Genomic DNA, 21219 nt, shown 5'->3' on the forward strand with positions numbered 1-21219 from the left:
GAGTCTATGAGGCGAAAGATGCCTCAAGGTACTCTTCTGCTGCCATGATGATGGCCCCGAATAAAAGAATTTACGTGCGGTTTGGCACGGCAACACTTACGTTTCGGGGCCGAATCACGCGGATAGCGCGCTTTTGCTGGGATTCTACCACAGATGCTGTGGCTGGGAGATCCCGCTAAGAGACTGTGTGTCCTTTGCTGTGGTTAACTACGGTGCAAGTAGAAAGGGATGGAAGAACTGCAGCCATAGAGATTTCCGGATACGGCGCCCTGAGACGTCTTGATAGGGACCTCGATACGCTGAGTTTTATCTCCTCCGCTGGGCAAAAAGAATTCGCGACGTCCTACTTCGGCCATTTCGTAGTCTAGGGCCGTAACGATGCAGTAATGGTCGACGTCCGTATCATCCCTGGTTACGTCGACAGTGAGCGTGAAATTATTGCCATCAACCTGCATAACATTGGCGATCTGCCCAGAAATCTTTGTTTGGCGATCTTGCTGTACAAATTTGATGAGCGCAACCGCGATTGCAGCGGTGATAACGAGGATCAGAATGGCAAGGAGCTTGCCGCTTAGGTGAGATGATTTTTGTGGTTTCTGGGGATCCGAGTAGCGTGCGCGGGCGGTATTACTGCTGCTTGACGACGAAGGCTCTTGTGGTGTCATCTCTTACGCTCCTCAGTGAGATCCTGTACCCGCCATCTCGCTTATTGCTCCAGCATCTGCGGCGAAGCGCGGGTAGCGTGGGCGACTTCTCGACGCCTCCTGTGCACATCATAGTATCCGATCAGTATCTCACCCCTGCACTAGCAACTCCGACTACACTGCGGCTTTATAGTTGAAGAACAAATGACTAGCTAGGAAAGGACCACTCCTATGCGCGGGTTGCGTCTTCTCGCTATACATGCTCATCCAGATGATGAGGCCAGCAAAGGTGCCGCCACGATGGCAAAGTACGCCGCTGAAGGCTGCGACGTGCTCGTTTTGACCTGCACTGGTGGCGAGCGGGGAGCCATCCTTAATCCGGCCATGGATAAACCTGGAATCCTAGAAAATATGGCGCAGGTGCGTAGGAAAGAGATGGCGGAGTCAATTCGCGCCATAGGTGCTCACCATTGTTGGCTGGGCTACATCGATTCAGGGCTACCTGAAGGAGATCCTTTACCTGCGTTACCACCCGGATGCTTTGCGCTTGCGGACACCGAGGAAGTAGTGGATAAGGTCGTGGCAGTGATTCGAGAGTTCCAGCCACACGTGATCATTACCTACGACGAAAATGGTGGTTATCCTCATCCTGACCACCTTAAGGTCCATGAAGTCTCTATGCTTGCTTGGGATCATTCAGGGCAGACGGCTTATAAACCAGAGCTTGGAGCTGCGTGGGAGCCGCTCAAACTGTATTACACACATGGGTTTATCCGACAACGTATGCAAATGTTCCACAACTTGCTGATTCAAGAGGGGAAAGAAAGCCCTTACGTAGACATGCTTGAGCGATGGCAGATTCATCGTGCGGACATCATGGCGCGTGTAACCACCCAAATTCGATGTGAAGAATATTTTGAGCAGCGTGATGAGGCTTTGCGTGCCCACGCCACGCAAATAGATCCTGCAGGGGCTTTCTTTGGTACTCCGGTGGAAGACCAACAGCGTTTATGGCCTACTGAGGAATTTGAGTTGGCAAGAACACGCGTAACTACTGCCATTCCAGAAAATGACCTCTTTGCTGGAATTGATCGAGAGTATAAAGACCTGAATCGCCCATAATGTGAAGTGTTGGTTAATTCACAGCTAAGTAAAAGCGGGTACGAGCTGATGGTTGGGCAACTGAACTTTTCTTGGCGTGTCCTGCGTTTTTAACTACCGTAAGTGAAGCGTGGTGGTGCAGTGTAGAGGACAAGGGTAAAAACGAGACCTTATTTAATAAAAGTGCGTTTTCTATGAAAGTGAGTCCGCGCTAGAATTTATCAGTTCCCCTGTAGTGCAGCATCGCCGGCATACGGGAACGCGTATGTTGAAGTAATGCAGAAAAATTCTCAGCGGACGCAACTGGTGAGGATGACGTAACAGTGACTAGCAGTGACTATGAGGAGAACTCTTAGATGAATACGGTTGATCCAGCCAACGCGATCACCTACCTCGCTCAAACCATCACTGGTCCGGTGGGCTCTGAGTTTGGAAAAGCATCCCCAATCGGGTGGTTTGTGCTGATCGCGTTGCTTGTTGCTGTGCTCTACATTGGTTGGGCGTTTCGACGTCGCTATACGCGCCTTCACCGGCGTCGGTTATTTGCGGAAGCACACGGGATCGACCTTTTTGATACCGAGACGCTGGATAAAGCTATGGCAGAGGCCGGAGTGCTTGATCGAGGCAAGAAGTACTGGTTCTAAGCTGACACGTTGTCGGTAGTGCGCTACTGCGTTAGATGGCGCCCTTGCATAAGAAGGCGGAGCAACAACATGAAAGAGACCCTTACATCGCCGTTCAAGGCGGCGCTACAGGTGGTGCTCTATCCATTTTATGAGAAGCGCTTACTGGGAGAGATCGCAGGCGCTAAGCAACCTTCGCACGTTGCCATCATGTGCGATGGCAACCGCAGATGGGCACGTGAGGCAGGGTTTGCTGATGTTACCCATGGACATCGCGTAGGTGCTAAAAAAGTCGGCGAAATGGTCCGATGGTGTAAAGACACCGATGTGGAGTTGGTGACAGTCTATTTACTCTCCACAGAGAATCTGGGCAGGGCTAGCGATGAGCTCGATATGCTTTTTGACATCATTGGGGACGTCGTTGACGAGCTTGCCGACCCAGAGATCAACTGTAGACTTCGCCTGGTGGGGCACTTGGATCTGCTTCCGTCGGAAGTTGCAGAGCGTATGAACTATGCACAGGAGAAGACCGCTCATAATACGGGTGTGGCCGTGAATGTAGCAGTAGGCTACGGAGGTCGTCAGGAGATCGTCGATGCGGTACGCGAGCTCATCTCCGGAGAGGTCGAGTCTGGTACTGCGGCGGAGCAAATAGCCGACAAAGTTACCGTGGATTCTATCTCTAAGCACCTTTACACCTCGGGGCAGCCCGATCCCGATCTAGTGATTCGTACTTCGGGCGAACAGCGATTGTCTGGCTTTCTCCTGTGGCAAGCAGCGTATTCGGAGATTTGGTTCACGGATACGTACTGGCCAGCTTTCCGTCGCCTCGATTTTCTCCGCGCGCTCAGGGAGTACTCCAAACGAAGCCGCAGGTTTGGAAAATGATTCACATCAGATTCCACTCTGTGTACGGCTCGACCAAACACTATGCGGAATCACTAGCGCAGTCGGTAGACGCCCTGAGCATCGGAGTGCTCGACGTCCCCATTCCTAGCGACGGACACCCCGTGGTGATACTCAGCCCGGTTCATGGCCCGAGTATCGCCGGCATCAAAGTCGCGCAGCGATACCATGAAACCCACCCGATCGCGCTCGTAGCGGTAGGGATGACGCTTCTCGACGCAGCCCAGAAACGCGATCAAATGCGAAGCTCTGCCCCTGAAAGCTGCGCGCGTTTTTACCTCCCGGGTAGGTTGGACTATTCGCAGCTCAGTTCTACGCATAAGGCGGCAATGACGTCGCTTGTGGCATTTTTGAAGGCTAAACCATTGAAAAATGCGAATGATAAGAGCATTATCGCTGGGTATAACAAGGTTGTGGATCAGGTGGACGTCGACAAGCTACAACCTGTCATAGAGTGGGCGCGCAGCGCAGCCTCCTAGATTTTGCGCATTCTTACGCGCCGCACTTTATGGTTGGAATCTTTACCAAGCACCAAGGAAGCACGTACCCGCGTAGGAAGGATGTGCTCGACCAGGTTGGGGAGATTGATGGTCTGCCAGATCATGCGAGCCTCATTGACCGCAGCAGTGTCGGACATGTCGGCGTAATGAGAGAAGTGCGCATTTGGGGCACGGAATGCTGATTGTCGTAGGTGGAGGAATCGATCGATATACCATCTTTCGATGTCTTCGATGGCGGCATCCACATACACGCTAAAGTCAAAAAGATCGCTCACCGATAAGGTCGGACCGGTTTGGAGTACGTTGAGCCCCTCCAAAATTAAAATATCTGGTTGGCAGATCGTGGCCACCTGGTTTTCCACCCTGTTATAGAGAGTGTGGGAGTACACCGGTGCCGTAACGTGGTGTTTTCCGGATTTTACGTCGGTGACAAAGCGCAGCAGCGCCCGTTGATCGTAGCTTTCCGGATAACCTTTCCTACCCAAAATTCCACGTTTTTTCAGTTCATCCGTGGGATACAGAAAACCATCTGTGGTGACCAGATCGACTCGCGGATGCTCTTCCCATCGTTGCAGAAGTACCTGGAGCAGACGCGCTGTGGTGGATTTTCCCACAGCCACAGAACCCGCAACCCCAATGATGAACGGAACATGGGCGGCATCTTCGCCTAGGAAGGTTTCTGTTGCTGCCGTTAGCTCTTGACGCGCTTGAACCTGTAGATGAATGAGACGGCTCAGCGGAAGATACACCTCTGCGACTTCTTCCAAATCAATGTTTTCACCGATTCCTCGTAGCTCAATGACCTCTTCCTCAGTGAGAACTTGGGGCATAGACATACGAAGACGCCGCCAGGAATCACGGTCGAAGTCAAGGTATGGGCTGGAATCTTTCGGGCGAGCCATGACGTCTATTGTGCATGGCGGTGCTTGCCTCCCAGAAATTGGTGGGGGCGTAATCTCAAAGTGTGTTCATTTGCACATAATGGAGCTCGTGTCTACGGGGGTGCAATAAACCCAAGGCTGCCGCTGCTTTTCCAGCCGAAAGCTGTTGTGGGTCTTGTGATTAGTTAGAATTATTCGCGTAGTGCCCCTACCGGCCACACTTATGCGTTGTTGGTCGGCTACATAATGAGAAAGGTGAAGTGGTCCAGCAATGACAGATGACATCCGCAACCAGTCGCTGAGCGAATTGGATCCCGAAGTTGCAGGTGCTATCGCAGGCGAACTTGATCGTCAGCGATCCACCCTTGAGATGATCGCTTCTGAGAATTTTGTGCCTCGTGCGGTTTTGCAGGCACAAGGCTCCGTATTTACTAACAAATACGCAGAAGGCTACCCAGGCCGCCGTTACTACGGAGGCTGTGAAAATGCGGATATCGTAGAAGACCTGGCACGCAATCGTGCAAAAGAGGTCTTCGGTGCGGAATTTGCAAATGTTCAACCACACGCAGGTGCACAGGCAAATGCCGCTGTGCTCATGGCGTTGGCTAACCCAGGCGACAAAATTATGGGGCTGTCGCTGGCACACGGTGGGCACCTGACCCACGGTATGCACCTAAACTTCTCCGGCAAACTTTACGAGGTTGCTGCATACGAGGTTGACCCTGAGACATTCCGGGTTGATATGGATAAGGTGCGGGAACAAGCGCTGGCAGAGAAGCCGCAGGTGTTAATTGCTGGTTGGTCTGCGTATCCACGGCAGCAGGATTTCGAGGCATTCCGTTCGATCGCAGATGAGGTCGGTGCCAAGCTGTGGGTGGATATGGCTCACTTTGCTGGGCTCGTTGCTGCGGACTTGCACCCAAGCCCGGTTCCTTATGCGGATGTTGTTTCTACCACGGTGCATAAGACCCTAGGTGGTCCGCGCTCGGGCATGATCCTGGCCAAGCAAGAGTATGCGAAGAAACTCAACTCTGCGGTCTTCCCAGGCCAGCAGGGTGGTCCTCTCATGCATGCTATTGCGGCTAAGGCCGTGGCCATGAAGATTGCTGCTACTGAGGAGTTCAAGAACCGTCAAGAGCGTACTCTTGAGGGTGCACAACTCATTGCTGAGCGCCTCGTTTCTGCCGACTGCAAGGCCGCAGGCGTAGACGTTTTGACTGGTGGTACCGACGTTCACTTGGTTTTGGTGGATCTGCGTAACTCCCAGATGGATGGACAGCAAGCAGAGGATCTCTTGCATGAGGTGGGCATTACGGTGAACCGCAATGCTGTCCCGTTTGATCCTCGTCCGCCAATGGTCACTTCCGGTTTGCGCATTGGTACTCCGGCACTGGCTACTCGTGGCTTTGATACCGCTGGCTTTGCTGAGGTTGCGGATATCATTGGTACGGCGCTGGCTCAGGGCACAAACGCTAACGTTGCTGAGCTGCGGGCACGCGTGACCAAGCTCGCTGAACAGTACCCGCTGTATGAGGGCCTCGAGGATTGGAAGCTGCTCTAATCCACACGAGGTAATACGAGAAAGCCCCCGGCACCGTGCGTCTTTGTGACGCTGGTGATCGGGGGCTTACACGTTGAGATTTTAGGCCTTGGTAGCAGGTGAATCGGACGCAGGCTCTTCTGGTTCGGTCACTGCATCGGAATTGTGAGGCTGCTGCGAGATGGTGGTGTCGCGAAGCTTCTCATGTTTGATGAGTGATACCAGGATGAGTGCCAGAACCACGATCGGCATGAGAATCACAAAGACCGGAGTAAGCGCGTCGTTGTAGGAAGAAACGAAAGCATCGTGCACAGGTCCAGGCAATTGGTGGACAAGAGCAGGGGTGATTTCATTGGAATCAAGTCCGCCCTGTGCGGCCATGGCTTGTTGCTGCTCAGGAGGAAGCTGCTGGATAGCACCCGGGAGTCGTTCAGCCATGAGAGAGGAAAGGTTGCCGACAAAGATACCGCCGACAAGAGCAGATCCCAAGGACGCACCGATTTGACGGAAGAAATTGTTCACGGCGGTAGCAGATCCAACAACGTCCATTGGGAGCGTATTCTGCACGATGAGAATCAGGACTTGCATAGAGAATCCCAAGCCAACGCCGAGGATGAAGAGGTAAAGGCCGATCTGCCAGAGAGAGATATCGGTGTGAAGCGTGTGGAACAGCGCGAGTGCGCCGAGCGTGACCACCATGCCGATGACGGGGAAGTGACGGTACTTTCCAGTTTTAGCGATGCGTGCACCAGACCAAATAGAAAGTCCCATCATGCCGACCATCATGGGGATCATCATGTATCCGGCTTCGGTTGCAGAGATGCCGGATACCATCTGCATGTATGTAGGAAGGTAGCCTAGGACACCAAACATGGTGATTCCCAGGACCAAGCCAGCGGCAGTGGTGAGCGCAAAGTTACGGTTGGTAAAGAACGAGAGTGGGATGAGCGGATCAGCTGCTTTGAGCTCAACGAGGATTAAGAGACCTGCGGAAATGACCGTAGTGATAATCAGGCCGATGATCAGCGGATCAGACCACTCATATTGAGAGCCGCCCCAGGTGGTCACGAGTATTAGGGAAACCGTAGCGATGATCATAAAGATCGTTCCCAGGTAATCCCATGTAAACGGTTTCTTTTCATGGGTTGGGATACGGAGGAAATAGATCGCAATAGCGACTGCGATTGCTCCGAGAGGGAGATTCATCCAGAATGCCCATCGCCAGCCGATGCCTTCAGTAAACCAACCGCCTAGGAGAGGGCCGAGAACAGCGGAAAGGCCGAAGATTCCGCCCATCCAGCCCATATAGCGGCCGCGTTCACGGGCCGGGATGATGTCGGCGATGATCGCTTGAGAGAGGATCATGAGTCCGCCGCCGCCGATGCCTTGAATCGCGCGTCCAGCGATCAGCATGGTCATGGTGTTGGCTATGCCACCAAAGATGGAGCCGATGAGGAAGATGAGAAGCGCTCCGATGAAGAGCCCTTTACGGCCGATGAGGTCTCCAAGTTTGCCGTAGATCGGCAGCATGACGGTCTCTCCGACCATGTAGGCGGTGATAACCCACATCATGTGGTCTACGCCACCTAGTTCGCCAACGATGGTAGGAAGTGCTGTGGAGAAAATCATTTGGTCCAGGCTGGAAAGTAGCATGGATACCATGAGCGCAGAGAGCACCCACCAGGCGCGTTTTTGTTCCTCGGGAGTCATGCTCGATTCCCGTTTTGCTTTGGGCTTGGTGCGACGTCGAGAAGCTTTGTGCTTTTCTTGCTTTTCGACGTCCACCGAATCGATATCAATGGTGTTCATGGGAAAGTCCTAGATTATAAAAGGGCGTCTTGATGCGGGCTGGTAAGACGCAAAAGGGGAGTTTTAGGGAGTTGCTCGGAAAACATCTTGGAATGCGGAGAACATTCCTTCACAAGCGTCACGGAGCTGCTGTGGTGAGGGATAGTCGTTATTAAAAGACTGGAACCCGAGCTTGATGGTGGTGAAAGCAATTCCACAGAGCACTGTGGCCTCACGTTGTTCTTCGAGCTTTGTTTTTCTTGCAGCTGGGTGGGTGTGAAGATATTTGGTGATGAGTTTTTCTAACTCTGAATTTGTTTGGTGAAAACGACCAAAGTGCTGTTGCATGAGCACGGGGTCCTTCTCCCAGATTTCCCTGCGGCGTTTTTGCGTCGAAGCGGAAAAATATTCATCACGGGTGGGGTCAAAGATGAGTTTCACCAGCATGCTGAGGACTGCGTTGGGGAGGTCCTCATGCTCAGTTGAGAGGAAGGCTTCCTTTTCTTGTTGTGTAGGTTTTCGCGGGCCTGTGCCTAAGACAGCGTCGTCTTTTGTTGCGAAGTAGTTGAAGAATGTTCGTTTGGACACTCCGACGGGTTCACAAATTTCCTCGACAGTGACGTTGGAAAAACCACGTTCTAGTACAAGGCGCGTTGCGCTGTCTTCGATAGCTTGATGAGTACGGATTTTTTTTATTTTTCTGTGGGATTCCATCGGTACTGCACGGTTCCCGCAGGCGTTTCTGTTGATTCTCGCCATGGAATGTGAGAATACGCCCGAAACTGCACAAAGTGCAAAAATTCATCAAGTGAATTTGTTGGCAAATGAAGGCTTTGGTGACGTGTCACACTTCTTACTGGAGCTTAATGTCAAAACGGTGCATAAAAGCAGGTAGAGGTGCTGAAGAAAGTTAAAAAACGGCTGAAAAACGGGTAAGGTTACCCATTTTCAGCCGTCGGTACGAGCGGAGAAGCCGTAGGAACTAGTCCCGGTTATTGTTATCCTCATTGCTTGAAGTCGCATTATTGGTGGACTCATTGCGTGAGTTGGCCAGGGTAGTGCGTGCAGCACGCAACCACTCTGGTTGATTTTCCAAGAGAGCTTTGATTTCCGCTGTGGTCAAAGCTTTGTCCATATCATTGCGTTTAAGAGCAGTGATGGTGACGCCGAGTTTTTGCGCGACAACCGGACGCGGGTGCGGCCCCATGCGGCGCAATTCTTGTAGCCACTCAGGCGGATCGCTGTGAAGTGCCACAAACTCCTCATGGGTGAGAGCGTTAGCTTGGAACTCCTCTGGAGTGGCGGGCAAATAGATGCCCAACTTCTTCGCAGCGGTCTGGGGCTTCATTGCAGTGCCAGACGGCTTGCGTACAGATTCTTCATTCACGCGTTCAACGGTAGCATTGTTTTCCATGATGAGCTTAAGTTTTGTCATTGGCACCGAGCCGGACAAGTGGCTGCACCGATTCGATGACCGTACTCAGCACGGTGGAATCCATAGTGCTGCCTCGCATGCTCCCGTGACACAACTGCTCGAAGGCTCTGTGGATATAGCCTTGGTAAGGTTGCCTGATTCTCGCATTGACGGCAGCGCAGATCTCCATGTGGTGCGGTTATATCAAGAAAGCATGGGGATAGCTTTGCCCAAAGAGCACACGCTCACGCTTCTGGACAAGCTTTCCGATGCCGACCTGGAAGGTGAGATCTGTAATTACCGCATTGGTGAAGCCTTGGAACTGGACATCGATGAACTGCGCTCTGCTTTACAGGTTGTGGCGGCAAATGTCGGCTACGCAATCGCGCCCCGCCCGCTTATCAAGGCTATGAGCGGAAAACTCATAGAGCATCGGGACTTCACTTCTCCTACTCACGTGGGGCAGACTTCCATAGCTTTGGCGTGGAAGAAAGACCGCGATGCCGAGGATATTCAAGATTTTGTGGGAATTGCCAAAGGTCGAAAGCCCAACTCTTCGCGGCAATCGGGTGAAAAGAAGCTCAGTGCTCGGGAGAAGAGCTTGGCCAAACAACAACGAAGAGAAGCTGACAGGAAAGCAAAAGGACAACGACCGAAGGCGGGGCGAAAAACGAAGCCACGTGGGCGTCGATAAGCCGCCATAGAGATGTAACCATCGAGTCTCGATCTGCTAACGATTAGCGTAGATGGTTGCAAAAAAGGTCGGTTCACACTCACAATCGGCTCCGCAGTATGTTTGCACTACGGCTTAACACACAGAGGGTGATTTTATGTCTCAAGACAGTCTTCTAGCGAGGAATCGGGCAAAAGTCTTAGTAGCTAGTGTGCTCCTTGCTACAGGGCTAACGGCATGTTCATCCGCAACGGATAAAGCTAGCAATGCAGGGCCAGCTTCAAGCTCTTTGCTTCCTACCGATGCTCAAACGCACGATGCAGTTTCCGCGGATGCGCCTTCGGAATCTGGAAACTCAGTGGAAAGCACAGCTGGTGCTTCCAAATCGCTTTCTCAGCTGGCAGATTTTCCTCAAGGTGACGATGACAGCGCCTTGACCCAATTCTTCCTACCCAACGGAACCGCCATACAGATCCCCTCAGAGCTGGCGGAAAAAATAGGTAAAGCCCGAAACTTTGGTCCCCTCACGGGTGTAGAACACGTTGGTGGAGGTGCATATATGGCCTCATTCGAGGGCGGGAAGTACCTCGTCTATAAAAACGATGACGTTGAGCCCGTGATAGGCAAAATCGCGGAAACGTGGATCGCGCGAGGCGGCGTGAACTCTGATCTCGGGGCGCCGCTCGACGACGAGGAAGCTATTTCTCGGGGTTGGAGTCAAACATTTGAAAAAGGCACCATTTCGTGGATCCGAGATGAAAAAGGGGAATACTCAGCGGAGATCCGGAAGAAATAAGCGCTTCAAGTCTGCGATTCTTAAGAAAGCTGGTCTTCCGAGTGGCTAACAAGGTCCTAATTAGACAGAATTGAACACATGCACACAAAGGATTTCTATATCCGGCCGTTGCGTCGGACAGACTTTGGGCAGGTTCAACAGATCTATCTCCTTGGGTTGAACACTGGACATGCCTCCTATGAAATTGAGGCACCCAGTTGGGAAAAGTTCTCGGGGACTAAGATTCCCGAGACACTTTTTGTTGCCGTAGATGCGGAAGATGACTCGAAGATCCTAGGGTGGGTATCTGCAGCTCCCATCTCCTCGCGCTCGGTATTCCGCGGGGTTGTGGAGGACTCGATCTATATTCATCCGGATGCTAGAGGGCGTGGAGTTGCCGGGGCTCTCCTAGATAAGCTTATCGACGTGTGCCAGGGGCTAGGAATATGGTCCATTCATTCATGGATTTTTCCAGAAAATGAAGGCTCCGCGGGCCTGCATGAATCACGAGGGTTTGAAAAAGTAGGGACCTTAGGACACCTAGCAAAAATGACATATGGTGAAATGGCGGGACAATGGCGTGACACCGACATTTGGGAAAAGCTGCTTCCCAAGCCGGAAATAGATGATCATACTGCCGCTGCACTCGACCTCAGCTAAGACGATGAAAAGGCTGCACTCCGTTGTGAGTGCAGCCTTTTGCAATGGGGGATAAGACGGCTGGGGCTAAGGTTTGGACACTGTTGTCTCGACTGTCTCAGCGAGCTTCTTTCCTTTATCAAGGAAAGAAGCTCTACTGCAATCAGTGAGATCGGTGCAAGGAGAAGGAAAACGGGTGTGAGAGCATCGTTGTAGGACACGGCGATGGCGTTTTTAATAATGTCTGGTAGGGCAGCGACGGATGCCGGAGTGAGGTTGCCGCTGCTTTCTGCAATGTGGAATTGTCCTGGTTCCCCTCCTAGTCGCACGACGTGCTCAACTGCTGGAGGAAGGTGCATCGACATCTGGCGACCAAGGTTGCCTAGGAATATGGAACCGATAAGTGCTGCGCCTATTGTGCCTCCCACCTGGCGGAAGAAGTTGTTGGCGCCGGTGGCTGTTCCTACTACGGATAGCGGGAAGGAGTTTTGGACGATGAGCACTAAAATCTGCATAGTGCTTCCTATCCCGATACCAAAGGCACAAAGATAACAGCACACCCGCACCAGGGAATCGTCGAAAGCAAGGGAGCCCATAAGAACAAGTGCTATAGAGGTAACGATCTGTCCGGCGAGAGGAAAGACCTTATATCGGCCGGTCTTTGCTACCAGATTCCCCACGGTGATCGATGCTGCAATGAGTCCACCCATCATGGAGATCATGGTAAGGCCGGCCCTCGTGGGACTCATGTGGTGGACCATCTGAAGATAAGTGGGCAGATACGCCATAGAACCGAACATGATGACGCCAACTGATAGCCCTGCCCCGGTGGTGAGGACAAAGTTCCGATTTTTAAAAAGCGTAAGGGGAATGATCGGCTCTAGAACCCGTAGCTCTATGAAGATAAGTAGCACGACGAGTAGGAGAGTGCAGAGGAGAAGCCCAATGATCACCGGGTCGGTCCATGCATAGTCATGTCCGCCCCATGTCACGGAAAGAACTAAAGACGTTGTGGCTAAAGCCATGGTGATCGCTCCCCACCAGTCAAAACGAAACTCTCGTTTCTTGGAAGGGAGTTTGAGCAATAGAGCAATCGCCGTCATGGATATAGCCCCGATGGGGAGATTAAACCACAATCCCCAGCGCCAGCCGGGGCCGTCTGTAATCCAACCTCCGATGACAGGCCCTAGGACGGAGGAAACTCCGAAGACCATTCCCATGAGACCCATATATTTTCCGCGTTCTCGCGCGGAAGTAACTTCCGCAGTAATGGCTTGGGATAACACCATTGACGCGCCGCCGGCCACTCCTTGGATTGCTCGTGCTGCGATAAGAACGGGCATGGAGTGTGCTAGCCCTCCTAGTAACGAGCCTGCCATGAAGAGAGCGTTGGCAAACAGGAAGAGCGGTTTTCTGTTCATGAGGTCGCCCAGTTTTCCAAAAAGCGGCATCGCGATGGTCTGCCCTAGGAGGAAAGCCGTGATGACCCAAGACATATGATGTACACCGCCGAGGCTGCCAACGATTGTTGGTAGTGCAGTGGAGAAAATCATTTGACCGAGCGAGCCCATGAGCATGCTGAGCATGAGCGCGCCGATGATCCATCCTATGGGGCGATCGCGTGGTGGCTGCTGTTTGAGGGATGTCGTTGAAAACGTCATGAGCTTTTCTTTGCAAAGGCGATAAGGATGTCGAGGGCATGGAAACAAGCGAGGGCTAGATCGTCGTAACTTCCGGTTTCGTCGGAGGCCCATTGGTGGTATCCCATGAGAATCGCAGAAATAACGATCCGAACCATGGCTTCTGCCTCAACGCTTGCAGGTGTTTCTAGGACGCGGAGGTCGGGATGCTGGTCGAAATAATCTACGACGATCGCAGAGAGTTCTCTTTGGAAGAGAGTGATTTTTTGCTTTGACCAGCTAACGTGTTCTGGATTATTTTGACTGATCGTTTTTCTGCGTCGAAGCAACTCGGCTCGAAGTACTGCGTCTGTGTGCTCTCCGGAAAATGCATTATTAAGGGCTAACGACATTAACGCGTGGGGGAGTTTGGCATGCTTTGTGCGTAGAAACTCGGAGACCTCGTCTGGCTGGGGAGACCGGGGCGTATTGCCAAAGACTGCGATGTTTTTTGATTCAACATAGTTGAAGAAGGTGCGTCTGGAAATACCGACTGCGGCGCAGATATCCTCCACTGTGACGATGTCTAATCCTCGCTCAAGGACGAGCCTGGTTGCATGGTCCTCGATGGATGCGTGTGTTTGTCGGCGTTTCCGCTCTCGTAGGGGGAGTTCAGGGTCGTTCGCCATAAAAGTAAACTTAGTGCAACAATTTACCCTGTGCAAAATTTTGATAGGAGAGTGGAGCCTAGGTTTTCTCCTAGAAAAGACGAAGAGCTGGGAAGACACCGCATGCCTTCCCAGCTCTTAAGCGTGGCTACTGTCTGCCTACTTACTTATCGCGATCTGTGTTGCACATCGCGAGGACGTCGAGACGCTTATCCATCTCTTCTTCCGTAAGGTTCTCGCCGGCTACAAAGCCAAGATCAATGACCGTCTGTCGGATGGTCTTACCTTCCTTTAGAGCAGTCTTAGCGACCTTTGCGGCGTTTTCATAACCGATAGCGGAGTTGAGTGGGGTCACGATGGACGGGGAGGACTCTGCGAGGGTCTTCATGCGCTCTTCATTTGGCTGAATGCCGTCCACCAGGCGGGTGGCAAAGATGCGTGCTGTGTTAGCTAGGAGACGAGAAGACTCAAGCACGTTACGTGCCATCATTGGGATGAAAACGTTGAGCTCAAATGCTCCCTGGGCGCCACCGAATGCAACAGCGGCGTCGTTGCCTATAACCTGGGCAGCTACCTGGGTAGCGGTCTCGCATAGGACTGGGTTGACCTTGCCTGGCATGATGGACGAGCCCGGCTGCAAATCGGGCAGGTGAATCTCGCCGAGGCCGGTGAGTGGGCCGGAACCCATCCAGCGGATGTCGTTGGCGATCTTAGTCAGCGACACGGCGATGGTGCGCATTGCGCCGGAGAACTCCACCAGACCATCGCGGGCTGCTTGTGCCTCAAAATGGTTGACGCAAGGACGCAGTTCTTTAACACCGGTCAGACTTACGAGCTCTGCAGTGACCTTGTCGCCGAAGTCTGCGGGAGTGTTAAGGCCTGTACCAACGGCGGTTCCGCCGATAGGCAGCTCTCCTAGTCGCGGAAGCGTAGCCTCGACGCGTTCGATACCAGCTTCGATCTGGCGTGCATAGCCGGCGAACTCCTGGCCCAAGGTGACGGGAACGGCGTCCATAAGGTGCGTGCGGCCGGACTTAACCACGCTTTCCCATTCCTTGGCTTTCTTCTCTAGGGACTCCTGGAGAACTTTCAAACCGGGGATTAGGTCGGTGACAGCGGCCTCTGTGGCTGCAACGTGGGTAGCCGTGGGGAACGTATCGTTGGAGGATTGTCCCATGTTGACATGGTCGTTGGGGTGTACCTCAACGCCGGCTGCATGGGCAATGGAGGCGATGACCTCGTTGGCGTTCATATTGGAGGAAGTGCCGGAGCCTGTCTGGAACACGTCAATGGGGAACTGTGCGTCGTGTTTGCCTTCTGCAACTTCTTTAGCAGCAGCGATGATGGCATCTGCCTGTGCTGCGTCGAGGAGGCCACGATCCTTATTTACCTGTGCGCAAGCTGCCTTGAGCAGTCCCATTGCGCGGATCTGCGCGGATTCCAGTCCACGACCTGAGATGGGGAAGTTCTCCACAGCGCGCTGAGTTTGTGCTCGCCATAGAGCATCAATAGGAACCTTTACTTCACCCATGGTGTCGTGCTCAATGCGGTACTGCTGCTCAGTCATGAATGATCCACCTTTGTAGATACGAAGTTTCTCTTGGTCGTGGACATCGTCTCCGTGCATAAGCTCCGTTATATGGAGCGAAAAAGGTACGACGATGTACTCACACGACTACAAGTATGCCGAAAAAAGCTGCCGTATGTGGCTAGGATATGGAGCCCGCGGGTAATGTGACGCACTTCAATGCAGGAATGTCACAGCGCGGGGGTAAACCCAAGGTGGCCTCACCGCATATTTGGTCAGACCACCGTGGGTTTAAGAAGACTTATTTGGTTACTTTGGAGTAATCGACGACCGAATACTCCTGTAGTTTTTGCAGTTTGTGGGAAGACTCGATGTAGCGAATTGTTCCGGACTTAGAACGCATAACAAGAGAGCGCGTGGTCGCGCCATTTGCGCGATAGCTTACGCCGCGGAGCATATCCCCGTTGGTTACGCCGGTCGCCACAAAGAAGCAGTTATCGGAGCTGACTAGGTCATTGGTGAGAAGGACCTGGCTGAGATCATGACCCGCGCTACGTGCGCGGTCAGCCTCGGCATCATCGCGAGGAGCGAGCATGCCTTGGATCTCTCCGCCCATACATTTCATTGCGCATGCAGTAATGATGCCCTCGGGGGTGCCACCCGTGCCCATCATGATGTCCACAGAGTTGGTCTCCTGGGCTGCTGCTACGGCGCCGGCGACGTCACCATCGCGAATGAGTCGGACCTTTGCGCCTGCCTCGCGGATGTCTTTAATAAGGTCTGCATGACGAGGACGGTCAAGGACCACAACAGTCACCTGATCAGGTGCGATGTTCTTTGCTTTTGCTACAGCATTGATGTTGTGTGCGACCGGAGCCTCGATGTCGATGGAGCCTGCAGCCTCAGGGCCCACCGCGATTTTCTTCATGTAGAACACTGCTGATGGGTCGTACATGGAACCGCGTTCTGCAGCAGCGAGCACGGAGATCGCGTTAGGGCGACCTTCTGCCATCAACGTGGTGCCGTCGATAGGGTCTACGGCGATATCCACCTCGGCGCCTTCACCAGTTCCCACATTTTCACCGTTGAACAACATCGGAGCTTCGTCTTTTTCACCTTCTCCGATAACCACGACGCCACGCATCTGGACCGAATTAATGAGCTTGCGCATTGCATCGACGGCAGCGCCGTCACCTTCGTTCTTCATTCCGCGACCGACCCATCGCCCTGAAGCCAAAGCTGCGGCCTCGGTGACACGCACGAGTTCAAGGGCTAGGTTACGGTCTGGAATTTCTGGATGAAGGTTGGTCATGAGGGTGGCCTCCTGTGGCGCCTGTATATTCTGCAGAAATTTAACGAGGTCCCTCGCCGAGGGTTGTTTCCTAGCGGGGGATTCTTGATACCCATACATTCTTGCACCCTCGTGGCCTATGGTGGTTGACCAGCACACCCGAAAGTGTGGAAATGTGACCTCTCGCGCAGAATTGAACTAGTGAGAAGGGTATCGCACTACGGCTGTAGGGGGAGTCTTCCTAGGAGAAAAGCGGAAAAGAAGCGGCTAGGAAAGGACTTCTTCGCACGGTCGTGGCTTAGACGTGTCATACTGTTGTGCGTGGCTGTGGAGAAACCTCGTATTTATCAGAACGGCAGAGACATCGTGTTGTCTCTTGGCGTGATCCTTCTTGTTGCTGCTCTTAGCATTGGTTTTACCGGAATGTGCAGCTTTAACAAGGGGGCGCCGGAAAATGGCCCCGTCCATGCCGTCGACGCAAAGACGTATCTTCACCTGGAAGCCTGCAGCATGGGGTTTCCAGTGCGCTATCCAGGGGAGATACCTGGTTGGGTAGCTAATTCCGCGCGCCGGGATGATTTGGGGGGAACTCCTGCGCCGGTTGTGGGCTGGGTGATTAATGGGGCTTCCTTTATTCAGCTGGAACAAACTGGGTTGGGAGAGAAGGAAGCTGCTGCAGCATTTGACTCACATGTTCGCGAAAAAACTGGTTCTCACATCGTAGAGGGCGTCACCGTTTCGGAATACAGTTCCGAGGAAAAAGGAGTGCGCGCGTTGTGGATCGCAGACTTGGGAGACTCCCGCATCCTAGTCAGCGGCGCTGCTCCTAAAGAGAACTTTGATGAGCTCATCTCCCGCGTTATAAAGGCAGAGCCGATTTCTACGCAATAGAAAACAAAAAGCTTTACGACGCCACTCAGAAGGCGTCTTCTCCGTCGTCGGCAGGGTGTTCGGCGGCGGATTTTTCTGCTCCTTGCGCCAGGGCTTGTTCTACGCGGTGTGCTGCCCCGGCGAGATGCTCCTCGCATCGTTTGGCAAGAGCCTCACCGCGTTCCCAGTAGGTGAGGGACTCGTCTAGGTTCATTTGACCGAGTTCCAGGATGCGAACAATCTCAGCTAGCTCGTTGCGGGCTTGTTCATAGCTGAGTTGCTCAATGGCAGTGAAGGAGTCTTCGCCGGTTCCGTGACCGATCACGTCGCTGTTCATCAAAGTTGTCCTTGTTAGTTGTTGATTGAGATAAGAGCGTTGTGTGTAAAGCTAATCAGCAGGTGAGGTCTGCATGCTTGCGGCAGTGATCGAGCCATCGGCAACCCTAATGCGCAGCTGGCTGCCGGGTGGGGATTGGTCGATCGTTGTCACCACCTCTGGTGGTGTCCCATCCCGTGGAATAACTTGAACTACTGCGTAACCACGGGCCAGCGTGGCAGAGGGGCCAAGCGCGGAGACCTGACTGCGCAAAGCGCCGACGGTAGCTCGTTCATTATTGAGTTGGTAGGTGATCTCACGACGCATAGTGGTCAGCATCCTGCTCACCTCGTCGGTGTGAGCACGAACCATGGATAAAGGATCCGCAAGAACAGGGCGGGAACGGAAAGCTTGAATCATATGCTGCTCGCGTTGTACCCAACTACGCAGTGCCGCAGCACTGCGGGAGCGCAGTTCTGCAATCAGTTCTCGTTCTGCGATCACATCGGGAACCACCCGCTTGGCGGCGTCGGTAGGCGTTGCAGCACGAAGATCCGCAACGTTATCTAGGACTGGGTTATCGGGTTCATGACCAATCGCAGAGACCACAGGAGTGGTGGCTGCGGCAACCGCGCGTTGGAGGGCCTCTTCAGAAAAAGGCAGAAGGTCCTCCACCGAACCGCCTCCGCGCGCGATGATGATGACATCCACAGTGGGGTCAGCGTCGAGCTGCTCTAGTGCCGCAATGATTTCGCTTACTGCGCGGGCTCCTTGGACCGCAGTGTTTTTGACCGTGAAGGTGACTTCGGGCCAACGAGATTGGGCAACAGCAAGGACATCGCGCTCCGCAGCGGAACCTCGGCCAGTGATCAAACCGATGTTTCTGGGTAGGAAGGGGAGGGGGCGTTTGAGGGCGGCGTCGAAAAGCCCCTCCTGCGCGAGCTGCTGGCGCAGCCGTTCGATGCGAGCGAGTAGCTCTCCTATACCTACGGGGCGAATGTCGGTGACCCACAGGGAAAAAGAACCGCGACCCGTATAAAACGCGGGCTTTCCGTAGACCACAACTCTGTCGCCGTCGGATAGAGGGGTGGCGAGTGAGCGGATAAGTTGAGTCGGACAGGTGAGCTGGACGCTGGCCTCGGCCTCAGGATCGCGCAGCGTGATATAGGAAAATTTCCAGCTTGGCTTCACGTTGAGCTGCGTGATCTGACCTTCAACCCACACGTGGCCCAGCTTTTCAATCCAGCCTTTTATCTTGGCGTTGAGCTCGCGAACCGGCCATGCTTGTTCCGGTGCACTCGGCGAACTAGCCACGTACGGCCTCCATCCTCGTTTCACTGCAAAAGATATGTTCTCGTAAAGCATACGGCACAGTGTCTCGGTACATCGCGCAGTAGTTTAAGCTAGTCGTCATGACCTCACCCGACCAACGCCCACATGACGTCACTACTTCCAGCGCGAGCCACAGCCACAGCGACGGTAACACCGAAGGCAAGCGCGTCCTAGTAGCGGCTCCTCGCGGATATTGCGCCGGAGTAGACCGAGCCGTAGAAACCGTTGAACGCGCTCTGGAAAAATACGGCGCGCCCGTGTACGTGCGTAAAGAAATCGTCCACAACCGCTACGTGGTTGACATGCTTGCCGATAAAGGCGCCATCTTTGTCGACGAGACCGATGAAACCCCCGAGGGAGCTCACCTCGTCTTCTCCGCGCACGGGGTTAGCCCGGCTGTTCACGAGGAGGCGCGTCAACTCAGCCTGAAAACTCTCGACGCAACATGCCCGCTTGTGACCAAAGTTCACAATGAAGTGAAGCGTTTTGCTCGCGACGGCTACCACATTCTCCTCGTCGGCCATGAGGGCCACGAGGAGGTAGAAGGCACTGCAGGTGAGGCTCCTGATGTCACGCACCTTGTCGACGGGGTTGAGGGCGTGGACGCCCTTCCAGATTTTTTGGACAACGAGAAGCTGATCTGGCTATCGCAAACCACGTTGTCCGTTGATGAGACTATGACGATTGTGAATAAGCTGCACGAGCGGTTTAGCCACCTCCACAACCCTCCTAGCGACGACATCTGCTACGCCACCCAGAACCGTCAGGTAGCGGTAAAAGCTATTGCTGAGGAATCCGACCTAGTGATCGTGGTTGGCTCGCAGAACTCATCCAACTCAAAACGATTGGTCGAGGTGGCACTACAGGCAGGAGCTAAAGCCTCTTATCTGGTGGACTATGCTCACCAGATTGATCCCGAATGGCTCAATGACGTGACCACCGTGGGAGTGACCTCTGGGGCATCTGTTCCGGAGATTCTGGTCCAGGGGGTCTTGGAGTATCTCGAACCATTCGGTTTCACCGATGTCAGCGAAATTACCACTGCCGCAGAAAAGATCACTTTCGCGCTTCCTCGCGAGCTGCGTCCGCCTCGCGTTAAAGACTAAAGACATAAAAATCCCCCTTTCCTAGTCACAGACAGAACTGAACTGTGACTAGGAAAGGGGGATTTTATTGTTAGCTATAAAGATCGTCGTCAAAACGCCGGGTCTTGCGGCGCGATAGCTCAGGATCGATGAGCTTGCGTTCCGGCATGGGGCGCTCGGGGGCCACCCTCCTGGGCTGGGGATGCGGCGCTTGGCTTCGCTGAGGCATGCGCTCGGGGCCTGGGCGGCGTGGCTCTGCGTGAGGAACCGGGCCTTGTGCAGGTGCGGATCGCGGACGAGGTGCATATGTGCGAGGCACGCGCTGTTCCGGGTCATTAAGCGAAGGGCGCGGCGCCCGTGGCTTGTGGGGTTGTTCGCGATTACGACGCATGAGCTCGTCGACAGTGACTCGCGATCCCGTGGCCTCGCTGCGGTTGCGTTGGGCCTGAGCGCGTGCTTTTCTTGCTGCGCTGCGGCTGCGATTGTTGGCTTCAGTCTGGCGTATTCTGTTGCTCGTCTTGACGTCGGTGATGCGTTTTTCCCCACGACGCAAAAGCATGATGCGCACAACAGCGATGAGCGCCGCCCCCACGGTGACCGAGATAAGCAACGGAAAATGCTGCGTCAACGGATAAGCCGCTGTGATGACCTGAGATCTGCGGATAGGAGCCCCGTCTGCCGTATTAGCTTGCACGAGGAACCATCCGGTAGCCAGGACCGCTATGGAATAGAGCAACGGAATGCTCGCGACCATGAGGAAGAGGCCTCGTGGTTCTGTAAGCAGCGTAAAAACGATAGCAAAGATGGCAAAAAGCGCTAGGAAAGGCCAGCCAATGACACCCGTAGATAGCGTGATCAATAGTCCAGTGATCAACGCTGCCGCGAGGATCGACATCGATGACCACACAGAGATGCCGAAAAACTTCCCGGACGCTTGCGGCGTCTGGGATTGATGGCGAGTTTCGGACGTTTGTGACACGTTTGTTATCTTACGCAACGAGCGCGATCTTAGGAATTTAATAAGGT

General features: G+C 53.6%; 21 protein-coding genes and 1 pseudogene. 10 read left to right on the forward strand and 12 right to left on the reverse strand.

Annotated features, from left to right (window positions below; translation table 11 throughout):
• Positions 1-203 precede the first annotated feature (203 nt).
• Positions 204-665, reverse strand: a complete 462-nt coding sequence (locus CKV68_RS10510) for a DUF4307 domain-containing protein (RefSeq protein WP_095076163.1) — start codon at positions 663-665, stop codon at positions 204-206.
• Between the two features lie 210 nt (positions 666-875).
• On the opposite strand from CKV68_RS10510, the gene mca reads away from it, so the two are divergent.
• From mca to CKV68_RS10530, 4 genes are all read left to right on the forward strand, one after another.
• Positions 876-1766, forward strand: a complete 891-nt coding sequence (gene mca, locus CKV68_RS10515; RefSeq protein ID WP_095076164.1) for a mycothiol conjugate amidase Mca — start codon at positions 876-878, stop codon at positions 1764-1766.
• Between the two features lie 335 nt (positions 1767-2101).
• Positions 2102-2389, forward strand: coding sequence for a hypothetical protein (locus CKV68_RS10520; RefSeq protein WP_014525544.1), 288 nt, complete (start codon positions 2102-2104; stop codon positions 2387-2389).
• A gap of 69 nt (positions 2390-2458) precedes the next feature.
• Entirely contained in the window at positions 2459-3256 is a 798-nt protein-coding gene (locus tag CKV68_RS10525) for an isoprenyl transferase (RefSeq protein WP_095076165.1), read from the forward strand.
• Entirely contained in the window at positions 3253-3753 is a 501-nt protein-coding gene (locus CKV68_RS10530) for a flavodoxin domain-containing protein (RefSeq protein ID WP_014836181.1), read from the forward strand. The genes CKV68_RS10525 and CKV68_RS10530 overlap by 4 nt, the downstream gene beginning before the upstream one ends.
• Here the strand turns inward: CKV68_RS10530 and coaA are convergent.
• Positions 3750-4676, reverse strand: coding sequence for a type I pantothenate kinase (gene coaA / locus CKV68_RS10535; protein WP_013911156.1), 927 nt, complete (start codon positions 4674-4676; stop codon positions 3750-3752). The genes CKV68_RS10530 and coaA overlap by 4 nt on opposite strands.
• Before the next feature lie 250 nt (positions 4677-4926).
• Between coaA and glyA the strand changes: the two genes are divergently transcribed.
• On the forward strand, positions 4927-6216 hold the full coding sequence (glyA, locus tag CKV68_RS10540; protein WP_014525547.1) for a serine hydroxymethyltransferase: 1290 nt from the start codon (positions 4927-4929) through the stop codon (positions 6214-6216).
• An 81-nt stretch (positions 6217-6297) separates the two neighbouring features.
• Here glyA and CKV68_RS10545 read toward each other — a convergent pair whose 3' ends face one another.
• The 3 genes from CKV68_RS10545 to CKV68_RS10555 form a co-directional block, all read right to left on the reverse strand.
• Positions 6298-8004, reverse strand: a complete 1707-nt coding sequence (locus tag CKV68_RS10545) for an MDR family MFS transporter (protein ID WP_038618047.1) — start codon at positions 8002-8004, stop codon at positions 6298-6300.
• Positions 8005-8067: 63 nt separating this feature from the next.
• Positions 8068-8697: a TetR family transcriptional regulator gene (locus tag CKV68_RS10550; RefSeq protein WP_041479142.1), complete on the reverse strand. Its 630-nt coding sequence runs from the start codon at positions 8695-8697 to the stop codon at positions 8068-8070.
• A gap of 268 nt (positions 8698-8965) precedes the next feature.
• Positions 8966-9397, reverse strand: coding sequence for a DUF5997 family protein (locus CKV68_RS10555; protein ID WP_014836184.1), 432 nt, complete (start codon positions 9395-9397; stop codon positions 8966-8968).
• Here CKV68_RS10555 and CKV68_RS10560 point away from each other — a divergent pair.
• The 3 genes from CKV68_RS10560 (at position 9396) to CKV68_RS10570 (ending at position 11505) form a co-directional block, all read left to right on the forward strand.
• On the forward strand, positions 9396-10091 hold the full coding sequence (locus CKV68_RS10560) for a LysR family transcriptional regulator substrate-binding protein (RefSeq protein ID WP_095076166.1): 696 nt from the start codon (positions 9396-9398) through the stop codon (positions 10089-10091). The two genes, CKV68_RS10555 and CKV68_RS10560, sit on opposite strands and share 2 nt — an antisense overlap.
• A gap of 136 nt (positions 10092-10227) precedes the next feature.
• Positions 10228-10866, forward strand: a complete 639-nt coding sequence (locus tag CKV68_RS10565) for an LGFP repeat-containing protein (RefSeq protein WP_095076167.1) — start codon at positions 10228-10230, stop codon at positions 10864-10866.
• 78 nt (positions 10867-10944) lie between these two features.
• The gene (locus CKV68_RS10570) at positions 10945-11505 is read left to right on the forward strand and encodes a GNAT family N-acetyltransferase (RefSeq protein WP_013911162.1); all 561 of its coding nucleotides are present in this window, start codon (positions 10945-10947) and stop codon (positions 11503-11505) included.
• 66 nt (positions 11506-11571) lie between these two features.
• Here the strand turns inward: CKV68_RS10570 and CKV68_RS10575 are convergent.
• From CKV68_RS10575 to glpX, 4 genes and pseudogenes are all read right to left on the reverse strand, one after another.
• Positions 11572-13145, reverse strand: a pseudogene (locus tag CKV68_RS10575) (MDR family MFS transporter).
• On the reverse strand, positions 13142-13792 hold the full coding sequence (locus CKV68_RS10580) for a TetR/AcrR family transcriptional regulator (protein ID WP_095076168.1): 651 nt from the start codon (positions 13790-13792) through the stop codon (positions 13142-13144). The pseudogene CKV68_RS10575 and the gene CKV68_RS10580 overlap by 4 nt, the downstream one beginning before the upstream one ends.
• Before the next feature lie 142 nt (positions 13793-13934).
• The gene (locus CKV68_RS10585; RefSeq protein ID WP_095076284.1) at positions 13935-15338 is read right to left on the reverse strand and encodes a class II fumarate hydratase; all 1404 of its coding nucleotides are present in this window, start codon (positions 15336-15338) and stop codon (positions 13935-13937) included.
• A gap of 262 nt (positions 15339-15600) precedes the next feature.
• Entirely contained in the window at positions 15601-16611 is a 1011-nt protein-coding gene (glpX, locus tag CKV68_RS10590; protein ID WP_014525554.1) for a class II fructose-bisphosphatase, read from the reverse strand.
• A gap of 300 nt (positions 16612-16911) precedes the next feature.
• Here glpX and CKV68_RS10595 point away from each other — a divergent pair, with 300 nt between their 5' ends.
• Positions 16912-17481, forward strand: a complete 570-nt coding sequence (locus CKV68_RS10595) for a DUF4245 domain-containing protein (RefSeq protein WP_095076169.1) — start codon at positions 16912-16914, stop codon at positions 17479-17481.
• Positions 17482-17506: 25 nt separating this feature from the next.
• Here the strand turns inward: CKV68_RS10595 and CKV68_RS10600 are convergent, their stop codons facing one another.
• Both CKV68_RS10600 and xseA read right to left on the reverse strand, forming a co-directional pair.
• Positions 17507-17797: an exodeoxyribonuclease VII small subunit gene (locus tag CKV68_RS10600; RefSeq protein WP_013911168.1), complete on the reverse strand. Its 291-nt coding sequence runs from the start codon at positions 17795-17797 to the stop codon at positions 17507-17509.
• Positions 17798-17848: 51 nt separating this feature from the next.
• Positions 17849-19090 (reverse strand): exodeoxyribonuclease VII large subunit, encoded by a 1242-nt coding sequence (gene xseA, locus CKV68_RS10605; RefSeq protein ID WP_167376977.1) that lies wholly within the window; start codon positions 19088-19090, stop codon positions 17849-17851.
• Positions 19091-19188: 98 nt separating this feature from the next.
• Between xseA and CKV68_RS10610 the strand changes: the two genes are divergently transcribed.
• Complete coding sequence (locus tag CKV68_RS10610) at positions 19189-20214, forward strand: 4-hydroxy-3-methylbut-2-enyl diphosphate reductase (RefSeq protein WP_014525557.1); 1026 nt, start codon at positions 19189-19191, stop codon at positions 20212-20214.
• A 70-nt stretch (positions 20215-20284) separates the two neighbouring features.
• Here CKV68_RS10610 and CKV68_RS10615 read toward each other — a convergent pair whose 3' ends face one another.
• Positions 20285-21088 (reverse strand): DUF6542 domain-containing protein, encoded by an 804-nt coding sequence (locus tag CKV68_RS10615; protein ID WP_095076285.1) that lies wholly within the window; start codon positions 21086-21088, stop codon positions 20285-20287.
• Between the last annotated feature and the right edge of the window lie 131 nt (positions 21089-21219).

The organism is Corynebacterium ulcerans, assembly GCF_900187135.1.
Classification (GTDB): domain Bacteria; phylum Actinomycetota; class Actinomycetes; order Mycobacteriales; family Mycobacteriaceae; genus Corynebacterium; species Corynebacterium ulcerans.